Below are 19,896 nucleotides of genomic sequence, written 5' to 3'. Positions count from 1 at the left end.
CCCGATCCAGGGCGGGCGGCGTGCCGCTCAGCCCTGGCGGGCGACGCCGGCCGGGCCGAGGGCGGGCGGCGCGTGGCCGCCCACCCTGGGACGCCGTCAGGCGCCGTCGTCGGCGAGGCGGTGGCGGTTCGCCTCGATCCACGCGTCCAGCGCGGCCGGGTCGTCCGGGTCCACCCCGTCGGCCATCAGCTGCGCCACCGCAGCGGTGGCAGCGCTGCGCCGCTCACCGGTCGAGTAGAGGCGGGCGAACTCCGGCACCATCTCCTCGATCGCCTCGTCGGTGCGCGTCGCCGCCGCCTCGGGCAGCCCGCGCTGGCGCGACGCGTACCGCGCCCAGGCCCGCAGCACCCGGGGAAGCATCGCCGCGTCGTCCATGTCCAGCACGGCCCGGCGGTGCACCCAGTCGAGCAGGAAGAGCCCGGACACCGCCGGACTCCAGCGCATCGGATCGGCGTCCGGGAAGCTCGCCGAGTGGTCCAGCAGCAGGCTCAGGCAGAAGTGCAGGGAGGCCAACTCCGGGCCGTCGACGGCGTCCAGCCCGAAGCGGGCCGCCTCCGGCGCGGCGAGGAACCGCCGGACCAGGTCGGTGCGTTCGGCCGCGGAGAGCGGCTCGACCTCCGCCGGACCGGTCGGAACGGCCGCGATGGGCAGCGTCGCCAGCCGGGCCCCGACCAACGCTCGGTCGGTGGCGAGTGACCCCTCGCCGGGCAACTCGCCCAGGTCGTCGGTGACCGCAAGATGGCGAGCCACCTCGCCCCGGAACCGGGCTGGATCTTCGGCCCGGAACCAGGTCAACTCGTCGTCGGCGCACATCTGCCGGACCTGGTCCAGGATCCGTTCGGCCGGCCCGCCCACGAAGATGTCCTTGGTGATCCCGATGTTGTGGTCCACCAGGGCCACCAGCGCGTGCTCCGAGCCGCCGGACTCGTCGTCGTAGGCGAAGGTCGCGAGGTAGGAGGTCTGGTCGCCGTACACGTCGCCGTACGCCCAGGTGCCGGTTAGGTGCACCCGGCCGAGCTGGGCCGTCCAGGTGGGCGCCTGGCTGCCCGGGCGCACCCGATCGGCACCCTCGGCGGTCGGGACAAGCGTGGCGAAGACCTGCCGGATGGTGGTCGCCGCCGCGATCCTGCGGCGTGCGGTGGCGGCGAGAAAGCCGGTGACGAACTCCCGTACGGCGGCGTCGCGGTCGGTCTCCGCGATCGCGTAGACACTGCCCAGCAGGGCGCTGCCGAGCATCTCGGCGTCGAGGGCGGACTCCAGCTTGGTCACGTCGCGTGCGGCGTGCAGCACCGCGTCGTAGGGGGTCTGAGGCGTGGCCATGCTCCGACCCTACGCCGCCGGAGGCGTACGCAGAGCGGTAGCGAGCCGTGCGGAGCGTCAGCGGCGTGCGGCGTCCCGCAGCGCGTCGCGTGCCTCCTCGTACGAGCCGAGCACGATCCGTACCGGTGTCAGCACGTACTCGTCGCCCACCTGGGCGACCCGCGCCGTCAGCCGCTGGTCGGCGCGGGCCCGGGCGCGCCGGGCGGCCCAGCGCACCACCGGCCGGGTCAGCGCCGCCACGAGCAGCCCGGCCAGCAGGCCGCCGAGCAGCAGCACTGTCGGCAGCGGCACCTGGCCGACCATCGGGTTGTCCAGCGCGGGCAGGCCGAGCGCCCGCAGCGCGTAGCCGAGCACCAGCCAGCCCAGCCCGACCACGGCGGCGAGGGTGACCAACCACTGCACACCGCCGACGATTCGCCACCACAGCGGGCGACGGTCGAGGCCGAGGTCGGTGCCGGCGATCGTGCGATCCAGGGCGTCCGGCAGGTCGCCGAGGCGGGACCGGGCGGCGGAGGTCACCGCGCCGGGCCAGGCGGCGGGCAGGTCGGCGGCGGCCCGGTCGGCCACCGCGCGGATGGCGAGGCCGAGCGCCGAGCGTTGGGCGGCCGTCGGGTCCGGTACCGAGGTGGCCGCGACCAGGCTCTCCGCCGGGTCGGCCTGGTCGCCGGTCGGGCCGGGCAGGTGCAGCCGACGCAGCGGGTCGGGTCGCAACCGCCGCCAGCCCCGGACCACGGGCCAGCCGGTGGCCGCGCCGGCCCGGTGCCGGTACGCCCGTTCCACGGCCTCGGTCACCGCTGGCACCCCGGCCGCCCCGGCCAACGCCCGGTTCAGCCCGTTGACGGCGGTGTCGTCCGGCCCGCCCGCAGGCCGGGCCGAACCGACCAGCTCGTCCAGGCCGGCGACGACCGTGTCGACGTCACCCGCGAGCCGGCGCAACGCGGCCTGCCGCTCGGCGACGGTGCGCTCCAGCGCACTGCGCAGCCCGACCATCCCGGCCGGATCGATGGCGGTGGTGGCCAGCAGGGGCACCCCGGTCAACCCGTCCGTGTCGAGCAGCCGACGCAGGTCGTCCAGGACCCGGGGTACCTCGACCGGGGGCAGCCGGTCGGCCTGGTTGAGCACGACCAGCGTGACCTCGCGGTGCCTGTGGAACTCGCGCAGGTAGCTGTCGTGGATGACCCGGTCGGCGTACTTCTGTGGGTCGACCACCCAGACCACCTGGTCGACAAGGCCCAGGAGTCGGTCCACCTCGAGCCGGTGCGATCGCTGCACCGAGTCGAAGTCGGGCAGGTCGAGCAGGATCAGCCCGTGCAGGGCCGTCTCGTCGTCCGCGTCCAGGGCGCTCTCCCGGACGAAGCGGTGTCGGGGCAGTACGCCGATCCAGTCGAGCAGATGGTTGGCGCCCTCCAGCGGCCCCCACACGCAGGCGTGGGTGACGCCGGTGGTCGGCCGACGGACCCCGACCGGCGAGAGTTCCAGTTGGGCCAACGCGTTGAACAGGCTGGACTTGCCGCTGCCCGTGGCACCGGCCAGGGCGACCACTGTGTGGTCCCGGGACAGCGCGAGCCGGGCGCCGGCCCGTTCGACCACTGTGTGCGCGGGCACCAGGTCGGCGTCCGGCAGCAGACCGTCCACGGCGGTCAGGAACCGGCGTACCGCGTCCAGGCGGGCGATCAGCGCGTCGGCGTCGACCCGCTGATCCCCGCGGAACACCTCGCGTACCCGGCCGGCGATGTTGCTCACCGGGAACCCTCCTCGTCGGCGGCGGACAGGCCGCTGCGGTGCCGGGCCAGCTCGACCCGGCCGGCGGCCCGGCGCAGCCCGTCGCCGGCGTCCTCGGCGGGGCGGGCGTCGGCGGTGCGGCTCAAGAAGCGGTCCGCCTCCGCGTCGAGCAGCGTCCGCACCCGGTCCAGCAGGTCGGCGCGGGCCTTGGCGGCGAGGGTACGCACCGCCTGGTCGCCGAAGATCGCCTGGAGGACGGCCTGCGCGGCGACAGTGGTGCCGGCCCCGGTGGCAAGCTCCAGCCCGGTCGGGATGAACGCGGTGGAGGCGAAGACGGCGATCATCACGGCCAGCCCGGTGGCGTTCACCGCGTACGCGGCGGTGCGGGCCACGAACCGCTTGTCACCGCCCTCGACCCGGACCAGTTCCAGCACTCCGCGCTGCCAGTTCCGGACCATGCGCTCGGCGCGTTCGGGCAGGTCGTCGCTCGGGTGGGCGAGCGCCGGGTCGAGCAGCCCGGCGCCGGCCGGATGTGCCTTCCACCCGGTGTACGCGGACTCGGCGGCCTCCGAGGCCACCCCGCGCAGCAGCGTCACCAGTTGCGACTCGATGGCGTTGCGCAGCTCGACGGCGGGCGCCGGTCGACCGGTGACGGCGGCCACCACCCGGTCCCGGAGGCGTCCGATCCGTGCCTCCAGCGTGCGGAACAGCTCGCCGGTGCCGACGAACTCCTGCCAGCGGGCGAGCACCTCACCCCGGAGCAGCCGGCCGTCCTGGAGCCCCTGCTCGACGGTGCGCTCGGCACCCCGGTACGCGGCCCGGACCCGTTCGTCCAGCCCGTCGGCGGCGGCGAGCTGCTCGTCGGCGGCGTCGGCCAGATCCTCCACGGCGGGGTGGAGTGCGGCCAGCGCCCCGTCGAGGGTCTGGCGGACCACCGCCGCCCGCGCGTCCACGTCGGCGGCCAACCGGGCGAACCAGTCGGCCAGTGGGGCGGTGACTCCCTCGGGCAGCAGCCCCTGGCCGTCGACCCAGGTCTCGGGCAACACGAACAGCGGCGCCCGGCCGAGGCCCTGCTCGGCGAGCATCTCGGTCAGGTGCGCGGCGATCTCGTCGGTGGCCTCGGCGGGCACCCGGTCCAGCACCATGGCGATCACCGCGCCGCGCGCCCGGGCACTGCGCAGCAGCTCCCAGGGCACCGCGTCGGCGTACCGGGCGGCGGTGGTGACGAAGAGCCACAGATCGGCGGCGGCCAGCAGTTGGGTGGCGAGCGCCCGGTTGGCGTCGACTACCGAGTCGATGTCGGGCGCGTCGAGGAAGGCCAGCCCGGCGGGCAGGGCCGGGGCGGTGACCAGGTGCAGGGCGCGCGGATCGTCGCTCGGCTCGGTGGTGCGGGTCAGCCCGGGCAGGAGGTCACCCTGCCGAAACCAGGCCGCGTCGGACGGGTTGCAGACCAGCACCGGGGAGCGGGTGGTCGGCCGGAGCACGCCGGCGGCGCTGACCCGGGCCTTGACCAGGCTGTTGACCAGGGTCGACTTACCCGCGCCGGTGGAGCCGCCGACGACCACGAGCAGTGGGGCGTCCAACCGGGCGAGCCGGGGCAGCAGGTAGTCGTCGAGTTGGTCGGTGAGTGCGGTGGCGCTGTGCCGGGCAGAGTTGGCGGAGGGCAGCGCGAGGGGATACCGGGTCGCGCCGATCGCCTCCCGGAGACCCGACAGTGCGCCGGGGAGGCTGTCGTCCCCGGTGGTGGCGGGCGGCTCCTCCGCGGCGTCCGGCGGGTCGGTGCGGGCTGCGACGGCGGGCGCACCGGAACGGGTGGCGGGATCGCCGTGCGTCGTCACCGCTAAAGCGTGCCCGACCGATGCAAGGGAAGACAACCGGACGGTAATAACGGCTGGGTTGCGTCGGGTTGACTCAAGTCAACTTGACGATTGGCCAACGCGTGGCACTATTGAGTCAAGTTCACTCAACTTGTGGTGGGGCCCGCTGCGAGCGGTGCTCGCCAGCAGCCCACGGGCGATGCCCGTCACCTGCACAACCTTACGAAGCGAGGAAGCGAAGATGGCACGTGCGGTCGGTATCGACCTCGGCACGACGAACTCCTGCGTCAGCGTTCTCGAGGGCGGTGAGCCCACCGTCATCGCCAACGCTGAGGGGTCGCGGACGACTCCTTCGATCGTCGCGTTCGCCCGTAACGGCGAGGTGCTCGTCGGTGAGGTCGCCAAGCGCCAGGCGGTGACCAACCCGGACCGGACGATCCGGTCGGTCAAGCGCGAGGTCGGCACGAACTGGTCCGTCGACATCGACGGCAAGAAGTACACCCCGCAGGAGATCTCGGCCCGGACGCTGATGAAGCTCAAGCGGGACGCCGAGGCGTACCTGGGTGAGCAGATCACCGACGCGGTGATCACCGTTCCGGCCTACTTCAACGACAGCCAGCGCCAGGCCACCAAGGAGGCCGGTGAGATCGCCGGCTTCAACGTGCTGCGGATCGTCAACGAGCCGACCGCGGCCGCCCTGGCGTACGGGCTGGACAAGGGCTCCAAGGAGCAGACCGTCCTGGTCTTCGACCTCGGCGGCGGCACCTTCGACGTGTCGCTGCTGGAGTTGGCCGAGGGCGTCGTCGAGGTCAAGTCGACCAGCGGTGACAACCAGCTCGGTGGCGACGACTGGGACCAGCGGATCATCGACCACCTGGTCAAGACGTTCCGCGGCGAGCACGGCATCGACCTGGCTCAGGACAAGATGGCCCTCCAGCGGCTCCGCGAGGCAGCCGAGAAGGCCAAGATCGAGCTGTCCGCCGCCACCACCACCAACATCAACCTGCCGTACATCACCGCCGGCGCGGCCGGCCCGCTGCACCTCGACGTGACGCTCAGCCGCGCCGAGTTCCAGCGGATGACGCAGGACCTGCTGGACCGTTGCAAGGGCCCGTTCGAGCAGGCCGTGAAGGACGCCGGGATCAAGATCTCCGACGTCGAGCACGTCATCCTGGTCGGCGGTTCGACCCGGATGCCCGCCGTGACGGACCTGGTCAAGCAGCTCACCGGCCGCGACCCCAACAAGGGCGTCAACCCGGACGAGGTCGTCGCCGTCGGCGCCGCCCTCCAGGCCGGTGTGCTCAAGGGTGAGGTCAAGGACGTCCTGCTGCTCGACGTGACCCCGCTGAGCCTGGGCATCGAGACCAAGGGCGGCATCTTCACCAAGCTGATCGAGCGCAACACCACCATCCCGACCAAGCGTTCCGAGGTCTTCACCACGGCGGACGACAACCAGCCGTCGGTGCTGATCCAGGTGTTCCAGGGTGAGCGTGAGATCGCGGCGTACAACAAGAAGCTCGGCACCTTCGAGCTGACCGGCCTCCCGCCGGCGCCGCGCGGCGTGCCGCAGATCGAGGTCGCCTTCGACATCGACGCCAACGGCATCGTCAACGTGCACGCCAAGGACCTGGGCACCGGCAAGGAACAGAAGATGACGATCACCGGCGGCTCCTCGCTGCCGAAGGACGACATCGAGCGGATGCGCCGGGACGCCGAGGAGCACGCGGAGGAGGACAAGCGCCGCCGCGACGACGCCGAGACCCGCAACGTGGCCGAGGCGCTCCAGTGGCAGACCGAGAAGTTCCTCGCCGAGAGCGGCGACAAGCTGCCCGGTGAGAACCGCGAGCAGCTCAACGAGGCGCTCGGCGAGCTGCGTGGCGCCCTCGGCGGTCAGGACATCGAGAAGATCAAGTCGGCGCACGAGAAGCTGGCTCAGGTCTCCCAGCAGGCCGGTTCGCTGCTCTACTCGCAGCAGGCCGAGCAGGGTCAGCAGCCGGGTGGCGAGCCCGGCCCGGGTGCGACCGGTGCGACCGGTGCGACCGGCGCGCAGGCCGGCGGCGCCGACGACGTGGTCGACGCGGAAATCGTGGACGAGGACGGCAAGAAGTGACCGTCGGCCTCCGACACGTTCTCACCGCGAAGGGGATGAGGTAGCCGCATGACGCAGAAGCCACGAGCCGCCGACCCGGGCGACACCGGGTCGGCGCCGGGTGGCTCCGCGACCACGGAGCCGACCAGCGACGGGGAGCGGGTCGTCATCCGCAACAACCGCAAGCTCGTCGACACCGCCGAGCCGGAGGGGACCGCCGCCGACGCGGAGACCGGTGTGCCGGCCGAGGGTCTGGTCGAGGACGCCGAGGTAGTGGTCGACGAGATCGAGGTCGAGGTCAACTCCACCGACGGGCCGGAGCCGTCCGGTCCGCCGGTGGTCGACGCCCCGGCGCAGCCGGTGGACGGCGGCGGCACGGGCACCTCGCTCGGCGCTGAGCTGGAGGCGCTCCGGGCCGAGCTCGACGAGCGGACCAGGGACCTGCAGCGGGTGTCGGCGGAGTACGCCAACTACCGCAAGCGGGTCGACCGCGACCGCAGCCTCGTCCAGGAGCAGGCGACCGGCTCGGTGCTGGCCGCGCTGCTGCCGATCCTGGACGACCTGGACCGGGCCCGGGAACACGGCGACCTGGTCGGGCCGTTCGGCACGGTGGCGGAACAACTCACCACCGCGCTGGGCAAGTTCGGCCTGAACGCCTTCGGCGAGCAGGGCGACCCGTTCGATCCGACCCGGCACGAGGCGGTCGCGCACCAGACCTCGGCCGACGTCAGCGAGCCGACCTGCGTACAGGTCATGCGACGCGGCTACCAGCTCGGTGAGCGGCTGCTGCGCCCCGCGCTGGTCGCGGTCGCGGATCCGGAATAGTGCCAGACAGTGACCGGGCCGTCCCGCCCACCGTTCAGCGGTGGGCGGGACGGCCGGGCCACCAGGGTCGGAAGGAGGTGGACCGGTGAGTTCGAAGGACTGGATCGAGAAGGACTTCTACGCCGTGCTCGGCGTGGACAAGGCCGCCTCCGCGGATGACATCAAGAAGGCGTACCGCAAGGTGGCCCGGGAGTCGCACCCGGACCACAACCCGGGCGACCCGAAGGCCGAGGAGCGGTTCAAGGCCGCGTCCGAGGCGTACAACGTGCTGTCGGACAGCGGCCGCCGTCGCGAGTACGACGAGATGCGTTCGCTGTTCGGCTCGGGCGCGTTCCGGCGCAACGCCCGGGGTGGGGGTCAGCCGGGCGGCATGCCGTTCGACGTCTCCGACATGTTCGGCGGCGGCGGAGGCGGCGATCGTCGCTTCGGTGGCGCCGGCTTCCAGGACCTCTTCAGCTCGATCTTCAGTGGCGGTCAGGCCGGTGGGCAGGCCGCACCACACGGTCCGGCCCGTGGTCGGGACGTGGAGACCGAGGTGGCGCTGGACTTCGGCGACGCGGTGCGCGGAGTGACGCTGCCCCTGACGTTGCGCGCGCCGGGAGTCTGCGACACCTGCCACGGCAACGGGGCCAAGCCCGGCACCCAGCCGCGTACCTGCCCGGTCTGTCATGGTGCCGGCGTGACCACCCGTAACCAGGGGTCGTTCAGCTTCTCCGAGCCGTGCCGCAACTGCCAGGGCGTCGGCACAGTGGTCGAGGAGAAGTGCCCGGAGTGCCACGGCAGCGGCGGTGTCACCAAGACCCGCACCATGAACGTGCGCTTCCCGGCCGGTGTGGCCGACGGTCAACGCATCCGGCTGGCCGGGCGTGGCGAGCCGGGCGAGCGCGGCGGCCCGGCCGGCGACCTCTTCGTACATGTCAAGGTTCGGCCGGACGAGCTGTTCGGGCGTACCGGGGACGACCTGACGCTGACCGTGCCGGTCACCTTCGCGGAGGCCGTGCTCGGCACGGACCTGCGGGTGCCCACGCTCGACGGTGCGATGACCCTGCGGGTGCCGCCGGGAACGCCGAGCGGGCGGGTGCTGCGGGCCCGGGGCAAGGGTGTGGTCCGTCGCGACGGGCAGGCCGGTGACCTGCTGGTCACGCTGGACGTGGTGGTGCCGGCCCGGTTGTCGGACGAGGCGCGTACGGCGCTGGAGTCGTTCGCCGAGCAGACCCCGCCGGCGGCCCGGGAACATCTCGACGCACGGGTGCGTCGAGTCAGTTAGTCCGGTGGAATGGACGCGGAGGTGAGCGGGATGTCGGGCGAGTTCCTCGGTTCGGGCGACCCTGCCTACGAGGCCAAGGTGCTGATGATCTCGGTAGCGGCACGGATGGCGGGGATGCACCCGCAGACCCTGCGCCAGTACGACCGACTGGGGCTGGTGCAGCCCGGCCGGGCCGCTGGTGGCGGGCGTCGCTACAGCGTCCGCGACGTGGTGCTGCTGCGCGAGGTGCAGCGGCTCAGCCAGGACGACGGGATCAACCTGGCCGGCGTCAAGCGGATCATCGGGCTGGAGCGGCTGCTGGAGCAGGCGCAGCAGCGGGTGGCCCGGCTGGAGGCGGAACTGGACGCCGCGTACCGCCGGGTGGCGGAGCTGGAGTCGTTGGCCCGCTTCCCGGGCCGGGATCTGGTGCCGACCAACCGCACGTCCACCGCCCTGGTGGTGTGGCGCCCCCGCCGGACGCCCGATCGCTGACCTGCCGCTCACCCGGATCTGTCTTCTCGGCCCGGACCGCGCTGGATTCCCGGCGCGGTCCGGGCCGCTTCAGTTAGCCTGTCGATAAGGGTCCAATCGGCTTAATATGGACCTACCGGCATGGCGAGGGGGAGCGATGGCGGAACCGGCGAAAAAGGTGGCCCAGCAGACCGAGGACCGGTTGGAGAACCTGGCCGAGACCGTCCGCAAGAAGTTCGACAAGGTGACCGAGGGGACCTACCGGGACCGGATCATCGCGGGCCGGTTCGCCGAAGACGGCGACCACGCCGGCGAACGGGGCCGAGCCGAGACGGAACGCAAGCAGGACTGACCGGTGACCGACGTGCGGGCCGGGACCCACGGGGGGTCCCGGCCCGTTCGCCGCGCCGGGGTCGCGGCCCGTTCGCCGTAACTGAGTGCGGGCCGTGCCTCAGCCGAGGCGGCGGTTCTCGCGGACCAAGCCGCCCTCGCACCAGTCCCGGTAGACGAAGAGGTCCGGTCGGGCCAACAGCACCCGGCCGTTGTGCGCCCAGATCCTCATCAGCTCGTCGCCGTCACGCTCGGCCTGTTCGACGAGCTTGCGGAAGCGGCGCTTGGGGTGGGCGCGGAAGTTCGTCCGGATGCCGTCGGCCGCGTAGATGTAGAGGCAGTGCAGCGCGAAACGCCGGGCCGGGCAGGTTGGATCCATCGCCAACTCGAAGAGCGTCAACACCAGCCGGTCGCCGGAGACCAGCAGGTCCCAGTCGGGTGGCATCGAGGCCAACGGCACCGAATCGGGCTTGTACGCCCAAGCTCGCAACTCCGCCGGAGTCGGATCGACGGGGTTGGCGAAGCCGTGGAACGTCGACTCCTGCACGCTCACCGGCCAACCTTCCGCTCTCGCCCGCGTTTGGCAACGCTGCCTGCGGACCCTGGCTGCTGGGGCGAAACGGTAACCCGCCGTCGGGTGCTGCGGTAGTACCCGCGGGGAGCAATTCCGCAACCGTTGGCACGGGCGGGTCCATTGCATCGACAGCGCAGCCGATGATGCACCAATGACTATCCACGTTAGACGGTTCCAGCGGGGCGCCGAGGCCGAGTTCGTCGCCGGGCTGGAGTGGCTTTTCGCCCCTCCCGGTAGCCGTCCCGGGGATTGGGACCGCGACCGCGCCGTCGAGCGAACCGCGCAATTGCTCGCCCACGAGGACGTCGCACTCTTCGCGGCACGATCGGACGAAGATCAGTTGATCGGCGTGGCCAGCGTCTACGTGGACATCCTCTCCGTGCGCTTCGGCCGTCGGGCGTCGATCGAGGATCTCGCCGTGCACCCCGAGTGGCGCTCCCGGGGTGTCGGCTCCAGCCTCCTCACGGCGGCCAGGGCGTGGGCGCACGAACAGGGTGCCGACTACGTCTTCCTGGAGTCCGGCCTGGCCCGAACCGAGGCGCACCGCTTCTACCTCCGCGAGGGTGCGACCCACGCCGCCGCGGCGTTCAGGTGGAGCTCAGGGCACTGAGTCGACCACCGGGACCGGCTCCCGCCGTTGGGCCGCCGCACGGCTGCGCAGCCACCGCTTGAACCACGGGAAGTCGGGCAGCCGAGCCAGGATCGGCCCGGTCACCACGGTGATCAGGACGTACGTCGCGGCCAGCGCCGCCAACTGCGGCTCGACGCTCCCGGCGGCCACCGCGAGACCGGCGATGACGATGGAGAACTCACCACGAGGTACGAGCGCCAGACCGGCTCGCCATCGACCGGGTTCCGCGATGCCGACCCGGCGGGCCGCGAGGTACCCGGTGAGCGTCTTCGTCGCCATGGTGACCACTGCCAACGCGAGCGCCGGCAGCAGCACCGGCGGGATGTCCCGTGGGTCGGTGACCAGGCCGAAGAAGACGAAGAACACCGCCGCGAACAGGTCTCGCAGCGGCGAGAGCAGTTCGGTCGCATGGTGCGCCACCGGGCCGGAGAGCGCGATGCCGACCAGGAACGCGCCGACCGCCGCCGACACCTGGAGCTTCGCCGCGAGCCCGGCGATCAGCAGGGTCAGACCGAGTACGCCGAGCAGCAGCGCCTCCGGGTCCTTCGCCGACAGGGCGGAGGAGATGAGGTGGCCGTACCGGATGGCGACCACCAGCACGAGCAGCACCGTGCCCACTGCGACGGCGAGTGCGATGCCGCCACCGAGCAGGCCGGTGCCGGCCAGTACGGCGGTGACCAGCGGCAGGTAGAGCGCCATCGCCAGGTCCTCGATCACGAGGACCGAGAGGATCACCGGGGTTTCCCGGTTACCGAGTCTTCCCAGGTCGGCGAGGACCTTGGCGATCACGCCCGAGGACGAGACCCAGGTGATGCCGCCGAGTACCAGGGCGGCGACCCAGTCCCAGCCGAGCAGCAGGGCGAAGGCCGCGCCGGGCAGCGCGTTGAACACGCCGTCGATCAGCCCTGCGGGGGCCGCCGACCGGAGGTTGCCGACCAGTTCGTTGGCCGAGTATTCCAGGCCGAGCATCACCAGCAGCAGGATGACGCCGATCTCGGCGCCCACCGCGAAGAACTCCTCGCTGGCGGCGAGCGGGAGCAGCCCACCGTGCCCGAACGCCAGCCCGGCGAGCAGGTAGAGGGGGATGGGTGACAGCCCTACCCGGCGGCTGAGCCGCCCGAGGACGCCAAGGAGCAGCAGCAGCGCGCCGACTTCGACGAGCAGAGTGGTGGAATCGTGCATCCGCCTCAGCCGTCCGGGTCACTGTCGGCGAGGATGGCGGAAACGCCGTCGAGACCTCTACGGGTCCCGACAACGACCACCACGTCGCCGGCCGCGAAGCGGAAGGAGGGGAGTGGCGAGACGATCACTTCGCCTTCACGCAGTACAGCCACGATGGAGGCGCTGGTGCGGGTACGCGCCTTGGTGTCGCCGAGCTTCCGGTTGACGTACGGGGAGCCGGCCGTGATGGCGATCTGCTCGGTGAGCAGACCGGCGGCCTGCTCCCGGAGCCCGGAGAGCTGGCCGAGCATCAGCGACGCGCCGAGGATGTCGGCCAGAGCCTCAGCCTCGTCGTCGGTCAGCGGAATGTCCGACTGGCAGGCGTCGGGGTCGTCGGGATCGTAGAGAACGAGATCACGGCGGCCGTTGCGGTGAGAAACGACGCCCAGGCGGCGTCCGGACTCCGTCACCAGATCGTGACGTACCCCGATCCCGGGTAAGGCGGTCTGCTCGACACGTACTCGCACCCTCCAAGGCTACCGCTTTGTGAACAGAGCGCAGATCTTGGAGGGACAGCATCCCTCGGGCCGGCCCGGCGCAGCCCATTGGCCATGTTTACGACTTCTCCGCTACGAACACACCGACACCTCCCAGCGTCTCGGTCAGCCCGGTCGCGCGGAGAATCATCATGGCCTTACCGACCACGGTGTCCGACACGCCGTACTCGTTGCAGAGCTGCGACCGGCTCGGCAGTTTCGTGCCGGGTGGCCACTCGCCTGATTCGATCTTTTCCCGCAGCTCGTCTGCGAGCACCTGGTACTGCTGCTTGGGCATACACACTCCCCGGATGGCACGCCCATTCGATCACGCGATCACCTCCAACCTCAAGCAATCGGAGGTAGGTCGTTGACCTACAACCGCTACCGATTGTAGGTTCGAGACGAACGCTTCCGGATGGCACTGGGGCGCTCAGCGGGCCGGGACGAGCTTCCCCGTGGTTCGTTCCGGCCCCGTTCTTTCGCGCGCAACGAATTACACCGCCGAGGAGAGGGCAGCGCTGATGGTGGATCGAGGGTGGCGGCGATGACCGGGCGGTACGTCATCCACCTGCCGATATCCGCGCCCGATCTGGCCCGCGCGAAGATGCTGGGGCGGACCGCCGGTCGGTCGCTGGCCTTCCTGGCTCGGATCGACCTCGGCGGGATCACCGTCTCGACCGAGGACAACCAGGGGGTACGGCACTGGGTCTTCTGCGACCGGCGGCTGGACGGTGACCGTCGCTGCGTGCTCCGCGCCGACCACGAAACCCCGTGCACCGCCCGGTTGCCCCGGCGAATCGGCCCTTAGGGGCCGTACCAGATCAAGCGGTCGGTGCCCGCCCCGGTCGAGCGGGGCGGGTACCGATCGGTCGCACCGGACGCCGAGGTCAGCGGAGGCTGCTGAAGAACTCGCGGATGTCGGCGACCAGCCGCTCGGTGGCCTGGTGGGCGGCGTAGTGGCCGCCGACGTCGCCCCGGCCGTCGACGTCGGTCTCGTACGCCGTCCACCGGACGATGTTCGCGTGGTCCCGTTCGGCGAAGCGGCGGATGGACTGGAAGTCGCCGGGGAACATGGCCAGCGCGGTCGGAGCGGTGGTCGGCTCGGTCGGCGGCTCGCCGGCGTGCGCGTCCTCCCAGTAGAGCCGGATCGCCGAGGCGGCCGTGCCGGTGAACCAGTAGAGCGCCACGTTGGCCAGGATGAAGTCGGCGTCCAGACTCTCGTCGAAGAGCTGGGCGTTCCAGGCGAGCAGCCCCACCGGCGAGTCGGTCAGCGCGAACGCCAGGGTCTGCGGTTGCTGACTGTGCACCTGGTTGAAGGAGAACTTGTTCTCGTAGAACCACTGGAGGTGCCCGAGCGCGGCCTGGTCCGTCTCGGAGAGCCCGGCGAACTCGGCCGGGTCGCCGGAGGGGAACGAGAAGAGTTGGGTGACGTGTACGCCGAGCACCCGCTCCGGGGCGATCCGGCCCAGCTCCGGCGCGATCATCGAGCCGGCGTCGTTGCCGACCGCGCCGTAGCTGTCGTACCCCAGGCGGTTCATCAGCTCGGCCCAGGCGCGGGCGATGCGGAACCGGTTCCAGCCGGCGTTGCGGGTCGGGCCGGAGAAGCCGAAGCCCGGCAGTGACGGGACGACCACGTGGAAGGCCGGTGCGTCCGGGTCGGTCGGCTCGGTGAGCGGGGCGATCACGTCGAGGTACTCCAGCACCGAGCCGGGCCAGCCGTGGGTGAGCACCAGTGCCGTGGCGTCCGGCCGGGACGACCGGACGTGCAGGAAGTGGATCTGCTCGCCGTCGATCTCGGTGACGAACTGCGGGTGAGCGTTCAGGTGGGCCTCGACGGCACGCCAGTCGAACTCGCCCCGCCACCGGTCGACGAGGTCGCGCACCCGGTCGATGCTCATCCCGTACGAGTCGCCGGCGCCGCGCAGGTCGGCGGGCCAGAGGGTGCGGTCCAGCCGGGCGGCCAGGTCGTCGAGGGCGGTCTGCGGGATCTCGACGCGGAACGGGCGGATCGCGGTGTCGCTCATGGCGGAACTCCTTCGGAACGGAATGTTTCGTTCTGCAATCACCATAGCAGAGCGGAATGATCCGTTCCACTGTTAGGCTGGGGGCATGTCAACGACTTCCGGCAAGAGGCTGGGCGGTCGCCGCGCCCAGGCCGCCCGCAACGACGAGGTCATCCTCGAAGCCGCCCGCGCCGTCTTCCTCGACGACCCGAAGGCCCCGATCGCCGCCGTCGCGGAGCGCGCGGGCGTCGGGATCAGCGCCCTCTACCGGCGGTACGCGGGCAAGGAGGACCTGCTGCGCCAGCTCTGCCACGACGGGCTGCGCCGGTACGTCGCGGAGGCCGAGACCGCCCTCGACGAGCCGGACGACTGGGCCGCGTTCACCGGCTTCCTGGCCCGGGTGGTCGACGCCGACGTGCACTCGCTCACCGTCCACCTGGCCGGCACCTTCACCCCGACCGAGGAGATGGGCCGGGACGCGATGCGCGCCGGCGAGTTGGCCACCGCCCTGGTCGACCGGGCACACGCCAGCGGGCGGCTGCGCCCCGACGCTGTCGTACACGACCTGGGGTTGTTGTTGGAGGCGTGCGCCGCGGTCCGCGTACCCGATCCGGAGCGGACCCGCCAACTGCGCCGCCGGCAGCTCGCGGTCCTGCTGGCCGGCCTGTCGTCGGCGCCGGGCGCGGACCCGCTGCCCGGCCCGCCTCCGGCGGCCGGCGAGTTCGACTGGCGGTGGCGGCGCCGGGAGTGATGGGCGTCACGCGCTAAGGTTGAGCGGAATACGCTCAACTCTGGTTGTGTCCAACCCAGTGGACAACGCCGATCCGGGGGAGCCCATGAACACCGAAAGACTCACCACCAAGAGCCGCGAAACCATCACGGGCGCTGTCGCGCTGGCCAACCAGCGTGGTCACGCCACAGTGGAGCCCTGGCACCTGCTCCTGTCACTCCTGGACACCGACGGTTCGACCGCCACCGGCCTGCTGCGCGCCGTCGGGGCCGACCCGACCGAGCTGCGCCAGGCCGCCCAGCGCGCTGTCGACAATTTGCCGGCCGCCCGCGGCTCCAGCCTCGCCGAGCCGACGTTGGCGCGGGAGTTCGTCAACGCCATCGGCGCCGCCGAGCAGATCGCCCGACCGCTGGGCGACGAGTACACCTCCACCGAGCACCTGCTCGCCGGCCTGGCCCGGGTGGGCGGGGCGGTGTCCGGCGCGCTGAAGACCGCCGGCGCCACCGAGGAAGCCCTGGTCGCCGCCTTCCCGACCGTTCGCGGTGGGGACCGTCGGGTCACCACCGCCGACCCCGAGCAGACCTACCAGGCCCTCACCAAGTACGGCGTCGACCTCACCGCCAGCGCCCGGGACGGCAAGATCGACCCGGTCATCGGCCGGGACTCCGAGATCCGTCGGGTCATCCAGGTGCTCTCCCGGCGTACCAAGAACAACCCGGTGCTGATCGGCGAGCCCGGCGTCGGCAAGACCGCGATCGTCGAGGGCCTGGCCCAGCGGATCGTCACCGGCGACGTGCCCGAGTCCCTGCGCGACAAGAAGCTGATCTCGCTGGACCTCGGTGCGATGGTCGCCGGGGCGCAGTACCGCGGCCAGTTCGAGGAGCGACTGAAGTCCGTCCTGGAGGAGATCAAGAACTCCAACGGGCAGGTCATCACGTTCCTCGACGAACTGCACACGGTCGTCGGCGCCGGCAAGGGCGAGGGCTCGATGGACGCCGGCAACATGCTCAAGCCGATGCTGGCCCGTGGCGAGCTGCGGATGGTGGGCGCCACCACGCTGGACGAGTACCGCGAGCACATCGAGAAGGACCCGGCGCTGGAGCGTCGTTTCCAGCCGGTGCTCGTCGGTGAGCCGACCATCGAGGACACCATCGGCATCCTGCGCGGGCTCAAGGAGCGCTACGAGGTGCACCACGGCGTACGGATCACCGACGCCGCGCTGGTGGCCGCCGCGACGCTGTCCGACCGTTACATCACCGAGCGGTTCCTGCCGGACAAGGCGATCGACCTGGTCGACGAGTCCGCGTCCCGGCTCCGGATGGAGATCGACTCGCGTCCGGTCGAGGTGGACGAGATCGAGCGGGCGGTCCGCCGGCTGGAGATCGAGGAGATGGCCCTGGCCAAGGAGCCGGACGCCGCCTCGGCCGAGCGGTTGGAGCGGCTCCGCAAGGAGTTGGCCGACAAGCGCGAGCAGCTCACAGTGCTCTCCGAGCGCTGGCAGACGGAGAAGAGCCACATCACCAAGCTCTCGACCGCCAAGGAGGAGTTGGAACGCCTCGGCGGTGAGGCCGAGCGGGCCGAGCGGGACGGCGAGCTGGAACGCGCCGCCGAGCTGCGCTACGGCCGGATCCCCGCCCTGAAGGTCGAGCTGAAGCAGGCCGCGGAGGAACTGGCCCAGCTCCAGTCCGACGGCGCGATGCTCAAGGAGGAGGTCGGCGCGGACGACATCGCCGCTGTGGTCGCCTCCTGGACCGGCATCCCCGCCGGCCGCCTGCTGGAGGGTGAGACGGCCAAGCTGCTGCGGATGGAGGAGTCGCTGGGCGGCCGGGTGGTCGGCCAGACCGAGGCGGTCGGCGCGGTCTCCGACGCGGTACGCCGTGCCCGGGCCGGTATCGCCGACCCGGATCGCCCGACCGGCAGCTTCCTCTTCCTCGGCCCGACCGGCGTCGGCAAGACCGAGCTGGCCAAGGCCCTCGCCGAGTTCCTCTTCGACGACGAGCGGGCCATGGTCCGCATCGACATGAGCGAGTACGGCGAGAAGCACTCGGTCGCTCGCCTGGTCGGTGCCCCGCCCGGCTACGTCGGTTACACCGAGGGTGGTCAGCTCACCGAGGCGGTGCGCCGACGGCCGTACTCGGTGGTGCTGCTGGACGAGGTGGAGAAGGCCCACCCGGACGTCTTCGACGTGCTGCTCCAGGTGCTCGACGACGGCCGGCTCACCGACGGCCAGGGCCGCACTGTGGACTTCCGCAACGCGATCCTGATCCTCACGTCCAACCTCGGGTCGTCGGTGATCAGCGATCTGACGCTCGCCGATGAGCAGCGCCGGGAGGGCGTGCTGGCCGTGGTCCGGTCGCACTTCAAGCCGGAGTTCCTCAACCGGCTGGACGACATCGTGGTCTTCGCCTCGCTGCGCGGGGACGACCTGCGCTCCATCGTCGACATCCAGTTGAACCGGATGCGGCGTCGGTTGGCCGATCGCCGTCTGGGTCTGGAGATCACCGATGCCGCCCGGGACTGGCTGGCCGAGCACGGTTACGACCCGATCTACGGTGCGCGACCGCTCCGCCGCCTGGTTCAGACCGCAATCGGAGACCAACTGGCGAAGGCCCTCCTGTCCGGCCAGATCCGCGACGGCGAAACCGTGAAGGTGGACCGCGCCACCGAAACCAACACCCTGTCCGTCACCGCCGCCTGATCCGTCGCACCCGGGCCGATCCCGCCTCGCAGGCGGGGTCGGCCCGACCCGTTCTCCGCCCCCGACGGTGCCCCACCGGGACGCTCCGTAGCTGCCGTATCACCAGGCAATGATGAGTTTCTCCAGGTGCGCGGGGTTGTTACCGTTCCCGCCGACGCACTTGGGGAGGTGGTCGGCATGAACGGTCCCGTGGCGTACCTGGTGGCGACGCTGGGGTGTCTGATCGGAGTCGCCGGGGTCGTGGTGGCGGTGGTGGCGGTTCGCAAGGGCCGCAAGGCCGCCCGGCCGGCTGCACCCGCAGACCCGTTCCGGGACACCGACAGCGACGCGCTCCGCGGTGACCCGCGCAGGCTCAAGCCCGGCGACATCGTCGAGATCCGCCGGGTGTCGTACGCGGTCCGGGGCTCGGTGCATCTGAATGAGGGCGGCTGGAGCTGGGCCGAGCACCTGCTCGACACCGTCGAGGGCGACAAGCGCTGGCTCTCCGTGGAGGAGGACCCGGACCTGGAGTTGGTGCTCTGGACCGCCGAGCCGGCCGCCACGATCGCCCCGGGCGCGTCCGCCCTCGACTTTGCCGGCCGCCGCTACGCCTTGGAAGAGTCCGGTCAGGCCCGCTTCACGGCCACCGGCAGCACCGGCCTCGACCCCGGTGGCACCCTTCGATACCACGACTACCGGGCCCAGGGCGGCGAACGGCTTTCCTTCGAGGCGTACGGCCAGGCCGGCTGGGAGGTCGCCCGGGGCGAGCAACTGCACCGCGCCGACGTGATGGTGTACCCGCAGGCCGGGCCGGAGGCCAGCTGACGTGTTGGTGAGCCTCCACACCCCATACGTCGACACCTGCGCCGCCGACTTGAGCCTGGCACTCGGCGGCCCGGAGCGGCCCGCGCTGCACGTCCGCGACCTCACGCTGCCCGGGGACGTCCGGCTACGGCTGCGCCTGCTCGGCGCGTCCCACCAGGTCGTGCTGGCCGAACCCGGCAGTGCGGTCGGACTCACCGAGACGGTCGCCTGCCTGCCTGGTCGGCCGCCGCACCTGCCCGGCGCCCTGCACGACGAGGCGGGCGGCTACCGCTTCACCGCCAGCGTGCTGCGCCCCGCCAACGGTGAGTTGCACACCCGGATCGCCGGGCTCCGCGCCGACCTGGCCGACGACCCGTATGCCCTGGTCGGAGTCTTTCCCGGTGACCCGGACGCGGTCACCGCGCTGGCCGTGCGCACCGACCTGCCGCACCTGTCGGTCGGCTGGCGTACCTGGCACGCGTACCCGCAGACCAATGAGCTGGTCCTGACCGAGACGGTGGTGGCACTGCGATGACGTACCGACGCTGGTTCGTGGTGGGCGCGGCGACGGCAGTGGTCGGCGTGCTGGTCGCGGCCTTCGCGCTCGTCAACGGCACCTTCTCCCCGCGCGCCTACGTGCAGGACAGGTACTCGCGAGCGGCCAGCCGGGACATCGGCCGGGAAGCGACCGCGTACACCTCGTCCAAGTCACCGACCACTGTCGCCGAGGAACTGACCGACGCGTGGAAGCCGTCCGACCGGTACGCCGACGGCAGCGGCGTCTACCTGCGCTACGACGACGACTCGGTGGTGATCCTGCCGATCGCCGCCGGCTCGGTGATTCTGCTCGAAGACATGAAAACCGCTCACCCTCGTTACCACTCGACCGTCGGGTCGTACTGGGGCTGGGGACGCGGCAGCAGCGTGCGGGGCGGCGGCCCCGGCACCGGCAAGTAG

20 protein-coding genes are annotated in these 19,896 nt (G+C 71.5%); 12 read left to right on the top strand and 8 right to left on the bottom strand.

What is annotated here, in order from left to right; translation table 11 throughout:
* Positions 1–96: 96 nt before the first annotated feature.
* Genes ABZ794_RS09440 through ABZ794_RS09430 form a run of 3 tightly spaced genes read right to left on the bottom strand, consistent with a single transcriptional unit; the run spans position 97 to position 4,880 of the window.
* Positions 97–1,320, bottom strand: coding sequence for a hypothetical protein (locus ABZ794_RS09440; RefSeq protein WP_210783005.1), 1,224 nt, complete (start codon positions 1,318–1,320; stop codon positions 97–99).
* Positions 1,321–1,377: 57 nt separating this feature from the next.
* Positions 1,378–3,063: a GTPase gene (locus ABZ794_RS09435; RefSeq protein ID WP_357515006.1), complete on the bottom strand. Its 1,686-nt coding sequence runs from the start codon at positions 3,061–3,063 to the stop codon at positions 1,378–1,380.
* Positions 3,060–4,880: an ABC transporter gene (locus tag ABZ794_RS09430; protein WP_357515004.1), complete on the bottom strand. Its 1,821-nt coding sequence runs from the start codon at positions 4,878–4,880 to the stop codon at positions 3,060–3,062. Before ABZ794_RS09430 ends, ABZ794_RS09435 begins: the two co-directional genes overlap by 4 nt.
* Before the next feature lie 220 nt (positions 4,881–5,100).
* Between ABZ794_RS09430 and dnaK the strand changes: the two genes are divergently transcribed.
* The 5 genes from dnaK (at position 5,101) to ABZ794_RS09405 (ending at position 9,842) form a co-directional block, all read left to right on the top strand.
* Positions 5,101–6,969: a molecular chaperone DnaK gene (gene dnaK / locus ABZ794_RS09425; RefSeq protein WP_112586096.1), complete on the top strand. Its 1,869-nt coding sequence runs from the start codon at positions 5,101–5,103 to the stop codon at positions 6,967–6,969.
* A 48-nt stretch (positions 6,970–7,017) separates the two neighbouring features.
* Positions 7,018–7,773, top strand: a complete 756-nt coding sequence (grpE, locus tag ABZ794_RS09420; protein ID WP_357515002.1) for a nucleotide exchange factor GrpE — start codon at positions 7,018–7,020, stop codon at positions 7,771–7,773.
* An 85-nt stretch (positions 7,774–7,858) separates the two neighbouring features.
* The gene (dnaJ, locus tag ABZ794_RS09415; protein ID WP_210782998.1) at positions 7,859–9,040 is read left to right on the top strand and encodes a molecular chaperone DnaJ; all 1,182 of its coding nucleotides are present in this window, start codon (positions 7,859–7,861) and stop codon (positions 9,038–9,040) included.
* Positions 9,041–9,070: 30 nt separating this feature from the next.
* On the top strand, positions 9,071–9,511 hold the full coding sequence (locus tag ABZ794_RS09410; protein ID WP_030332087.1) for a helix-turn-helix transcriptional regulator: 441 nt from the start codon (positions 9,071–9,073) through the stop codon (positions 9,509–9,511).
* 136 nt (positions 9,512–9,647) lie between these two features.
* Entirely contained in the window at positions 9,648–9,842 is a 195-nt protein-coding gene (locus ABZ794_RS09405; protein ID WP_210782997.1) for a hypothetical protein, read from the top strand.
* A 99-nt stretch (positions 9,843–9,941) separates the two neighbouring features.
* Here ABZ794_RS09405 and ABZ794_RS09400 read toward each other — a convergent pair whose 3' ends face one another.
* The gene (locus tag ABZ794_RS09400; protein ID WP_151491008.1) at positions 9,942–10,373 is read right to left on the bottom strand and encodes a hypothetical protein; all 432 of its coding nucleotides are present in this window, start codon (positions 10,371–10,373) and stop codon (positions 9,942–9,944) included.
* 172 nt (positions 10,374–10,545) lie between these two features.
* Here ABZ794_RS09400 and ABZ794_RS09395 point away from each other — a divergent pair, with 172 nt between their 5' ends.
* Complete coding sequence (locus ABZ794_RS09395; RefSeq protein ID WP_238689461.1) at positions 10,546–11,004, top strand: GNAT family N-acetyltransferase; 459 nt, start codon at positions 10,546–10,548, stop codon at positions 11,002–11,004.
* Here the strand turns inward: ABZ794_RS09395 and ABZ794_RS09390 are convergent.
* The 3 genes from ABZ794_RS09390 to ABZ794_RS09380 form a co-directional block, all read right to left on the bottom strand.
* Positions 10,993–12,207: a cation:proton antiporter gene (locus ABZ794_RS09390; protein WP_238689460.1), complete on the bottom strand. Its 1,215-nt coding sequence runs from the start codon at positions 12,205–12,207 to the stop codon at positions 10,993–10,995. The genes ABZ794_RS09395 and ABZ794_RS09390 overlap by 12 nt on opposite strands.
* A gap of 5 nt (positions 12,208–12,212) precedes the next feature.
* Complete coding sequence (locus ABZ794_RS09385; protein ID WP_030332098.1) at positions 12,213–12,713, bottom strand: TrkA C-terminal domain-containing protein; 501 nt, start codon at positions 12,711–12,713, stop codon at positions 12,213–12,215.
* 88 nt (positions 12,714–12,801) lie between these two features.
* Positions 12,802–13,020 carry a winged helix-turn-helix domain-containing protein gene (locus ABZ794_RS09380; protein WP_357514999.1) on the bottom strand — a complete coding sequence of 73 codons (219 nt, stop codon included), beginning with the start codon at positions 13,018–13,020 and terminating at the stop codon, positions 12,802–12,804.
* A 249-nt stretch (positions 13,021–13,269) separates the two neighbouring features.
* On the opposite strand from ABZ794_RS09380, the gene ABZ794_RS09375 reads away from it, so the two are divergent.
* Positions 13,270–13,533, top strand: coding sequence for a hypothetical protein (locus ABZ794_RS09375; protein WP_210782993.1), 264 nt, complete (start codon positions 13,270–13,272; stop codon positions 13,531–13,533).
* A gap of 79 nt (positions 13,534–13,612) precedes the next feature.
* Here the strand turns inward: ABZ794_RS09375 and ABZ794_RS09370 are convergent, their stop codons facing one another.
* On the bottom strand, positions 13,613–14,749 hold the full coding sequence (locus ABZ794_RS09370) for an epoxide hydrolase (RefSeq protein WP_357514996.1): 1,137 nt from the start codon (positions 14,747–14,749) through the stop codon (positions 13,613–13,615).
* Between the two features lie 85 nt (positions 14,750–14,834).
* Between ABZ794_RS09370 and ABZ794_RS09365 the strand changes: the two genes are divergently transcribed.
* The 5 genes from ABZ794_RS09365 to ABZ794_RS09345 all read left to right on the top strand — a co-directional run bounded on the left by ABZ794_RS09365 (position 14,835) and on the right by ABZ794_RS09345 (position 19,896).
* A complete protein-coding gene (locus tag ABZ794_RS09365; RefSeq protein WP_357514994.1) occupies positions 14,835–15,479 on the top strand; it encodes a helix-turn-helix domain-containing protein in 645 nt (214 codons plus the stop codon).
* An 85-nt stretch (positions 15,480–15,564) separates the two neighbouring features.
* Positions 15,565–18,156 carry an ATP-dependent chaperone ClpB gene (gene clpB / locus ABZ794_RS09360; protein ID WP_210782987.1) on the top strand — a complete coding sequence of 864 codons (2,592 nt, stop codon included), beginning with the start codon at positions 15,565–15,567 and terminating at the stop codon, positions 18,154–18,156.
* A gap of 177 nt (positions 18,157–18,333) precedes the next feature.
* Positions 18,334–18,960, top strand: coding sequence for a DUF4178 domain-containing protein (locus ABZ794_RS09355; protein WP_210782985.1), 627 nt, complete (start codon positions 18,334–18,336; stop codon positions 18,958–18,960).
* A gap of 1 nt (position 18,961) precedes the next feature.
* Positions 18,962–19,474, top strand: coding sequence for a DUF2617 family protein (locus ABZ794_RS09350; RefSeq protein WP_238689456.1), 513 nt, complete (start codon positions 18,962–18,964; stop codon positions 19,472–19,474).
* A complete protein-coding gene (locus ABZ794_RS09345) occupies positions 19,471–19,896 on the top strand; it encodes a DUF4247 domain-containing protein (protein ID WP_210782981.1) in 426 nt (141 codons plus the stop codon). The genes ABZ794_RS09350 and ABZ794_RS09345 overlap by 4 nt, the downstream gene beginning before the upstream one ends.

It is taken from the genome of Micromonospora sp. NPDC047187, from assembly GCF_040643355.1.
GTDB classification, from domain to species: Bacteria; Actinomycetota; Actinomycetes; order Mycobacteriales; family Micromonosporaceae; genus Micromonospora; species Micromonospora salmantinae.
Note: the sequence above shows the minus strand (reverse complement) of the source record. Positions and strands in the feature narration are given on the sequence as shown.

Excerpts from the sequence above, each read along its gene's own strand:
- clpB (WP_210782987.1), top strand. The coding sequence starts at position 15,565 with ATGAACACCGAAAGACTCACCACCAAGAGCCGCGAAACCATCACGGGC.
- grpE (WP_357515002.1), top strand. The coding sequence starts at position 7,018 with ATGACGCAGAAGCCACGAGCCGCCGACCCGGGCGACACCGGGTCGGCG.
- ABZ794_RS09365 (WP_357514994.1), top strand. The coding sequence starts at position 14,835 with ATGTCAACGACTTCCGGCAAGAGGCTGGGCGGTCGCCGCGCCCAGGCC.
- ABZ794_RS09440 (WP_210783005.1), bottom strand. The coding sequence starts at position 1,320 with ATGGCCACGCCTCAGACCCCCTACGACGCGGTGCTGCACGCCGCACGC.
- dnaK (WP_112586096.1), top strand. The coding sequence starts at position 5,101 with ATGGCACGTGCGGTCGGTATCGACCTCGGCACGACGAACTCCTGCGTC.
- ABZ794_RS09405 (WP_210782997.1), top strand. The coding sequence starts at position 9,648 with ATGGCGGAACCGGCGAAAAAGGTGGCCCAGCAGACCGAGGACCGGTTG.
- ABZ794_RS09395 (WP_238689461.1), top strand. The coding sequence starts at position 10,546 with ATGACTATCCACGTTAGACGGTTCCAGCGGGGCGCCGAGGCCGAGTTC.
- ABZ794_RS09370 (WP_357514996.1), bottom strand. The coding sequence starts at position 14,749 with ATGAGCGACACCGCGATCCGCCCGTTCCGCGTCGAGATCCCGCAGACC.
- ABZ794_RS09380 (WP_357514999.1), bottom strand. The coding sequence starts at position 13,020 with ATGCCCAAGCAGCAGTACCAGGTGCTCGCAGACGAGCTGCGGGAAAAG.
- ABZ794_RS09375 (WP_210782993.1), top strand. The coding sequence starts at position 13,270 with ATGACCGGGCGGTACGTCATCCACCTGCCGATATCCGCGCCCGATCTG.
- ABZ794_RS09345 (WP_210782981.1), top strand. The coding sequence starts at position 19,471 with ATGACGTACCGACGCTGGTTCGTGGTGGGCGCGGCGACGGCAGTGGTC.
- ABZ794_RS09390 (WP_238689460.1), bottom strand. The coding sequence starts at position 12,207 with ATGCACGATTCCACCACTCTGCTCGTCGAAGTCGGCGCGCTGCTGCTG.
- ABZ794_RS09355 (WP_210782985.1), top strand. The coding sequence starts at position 18,334 with ATGAACGGTCCCGTGGCGTACCTGGTGGCGACGCTGGGGTGTCTGATC.
- ABZ794_RS09410 (WP_030332087.1), top strand. The coding sequence starts at position 9,071 with ATGTCGGGCGAGTTCCTCGGTTCGGGCGACCCTGCCTACGAGGCCAAG.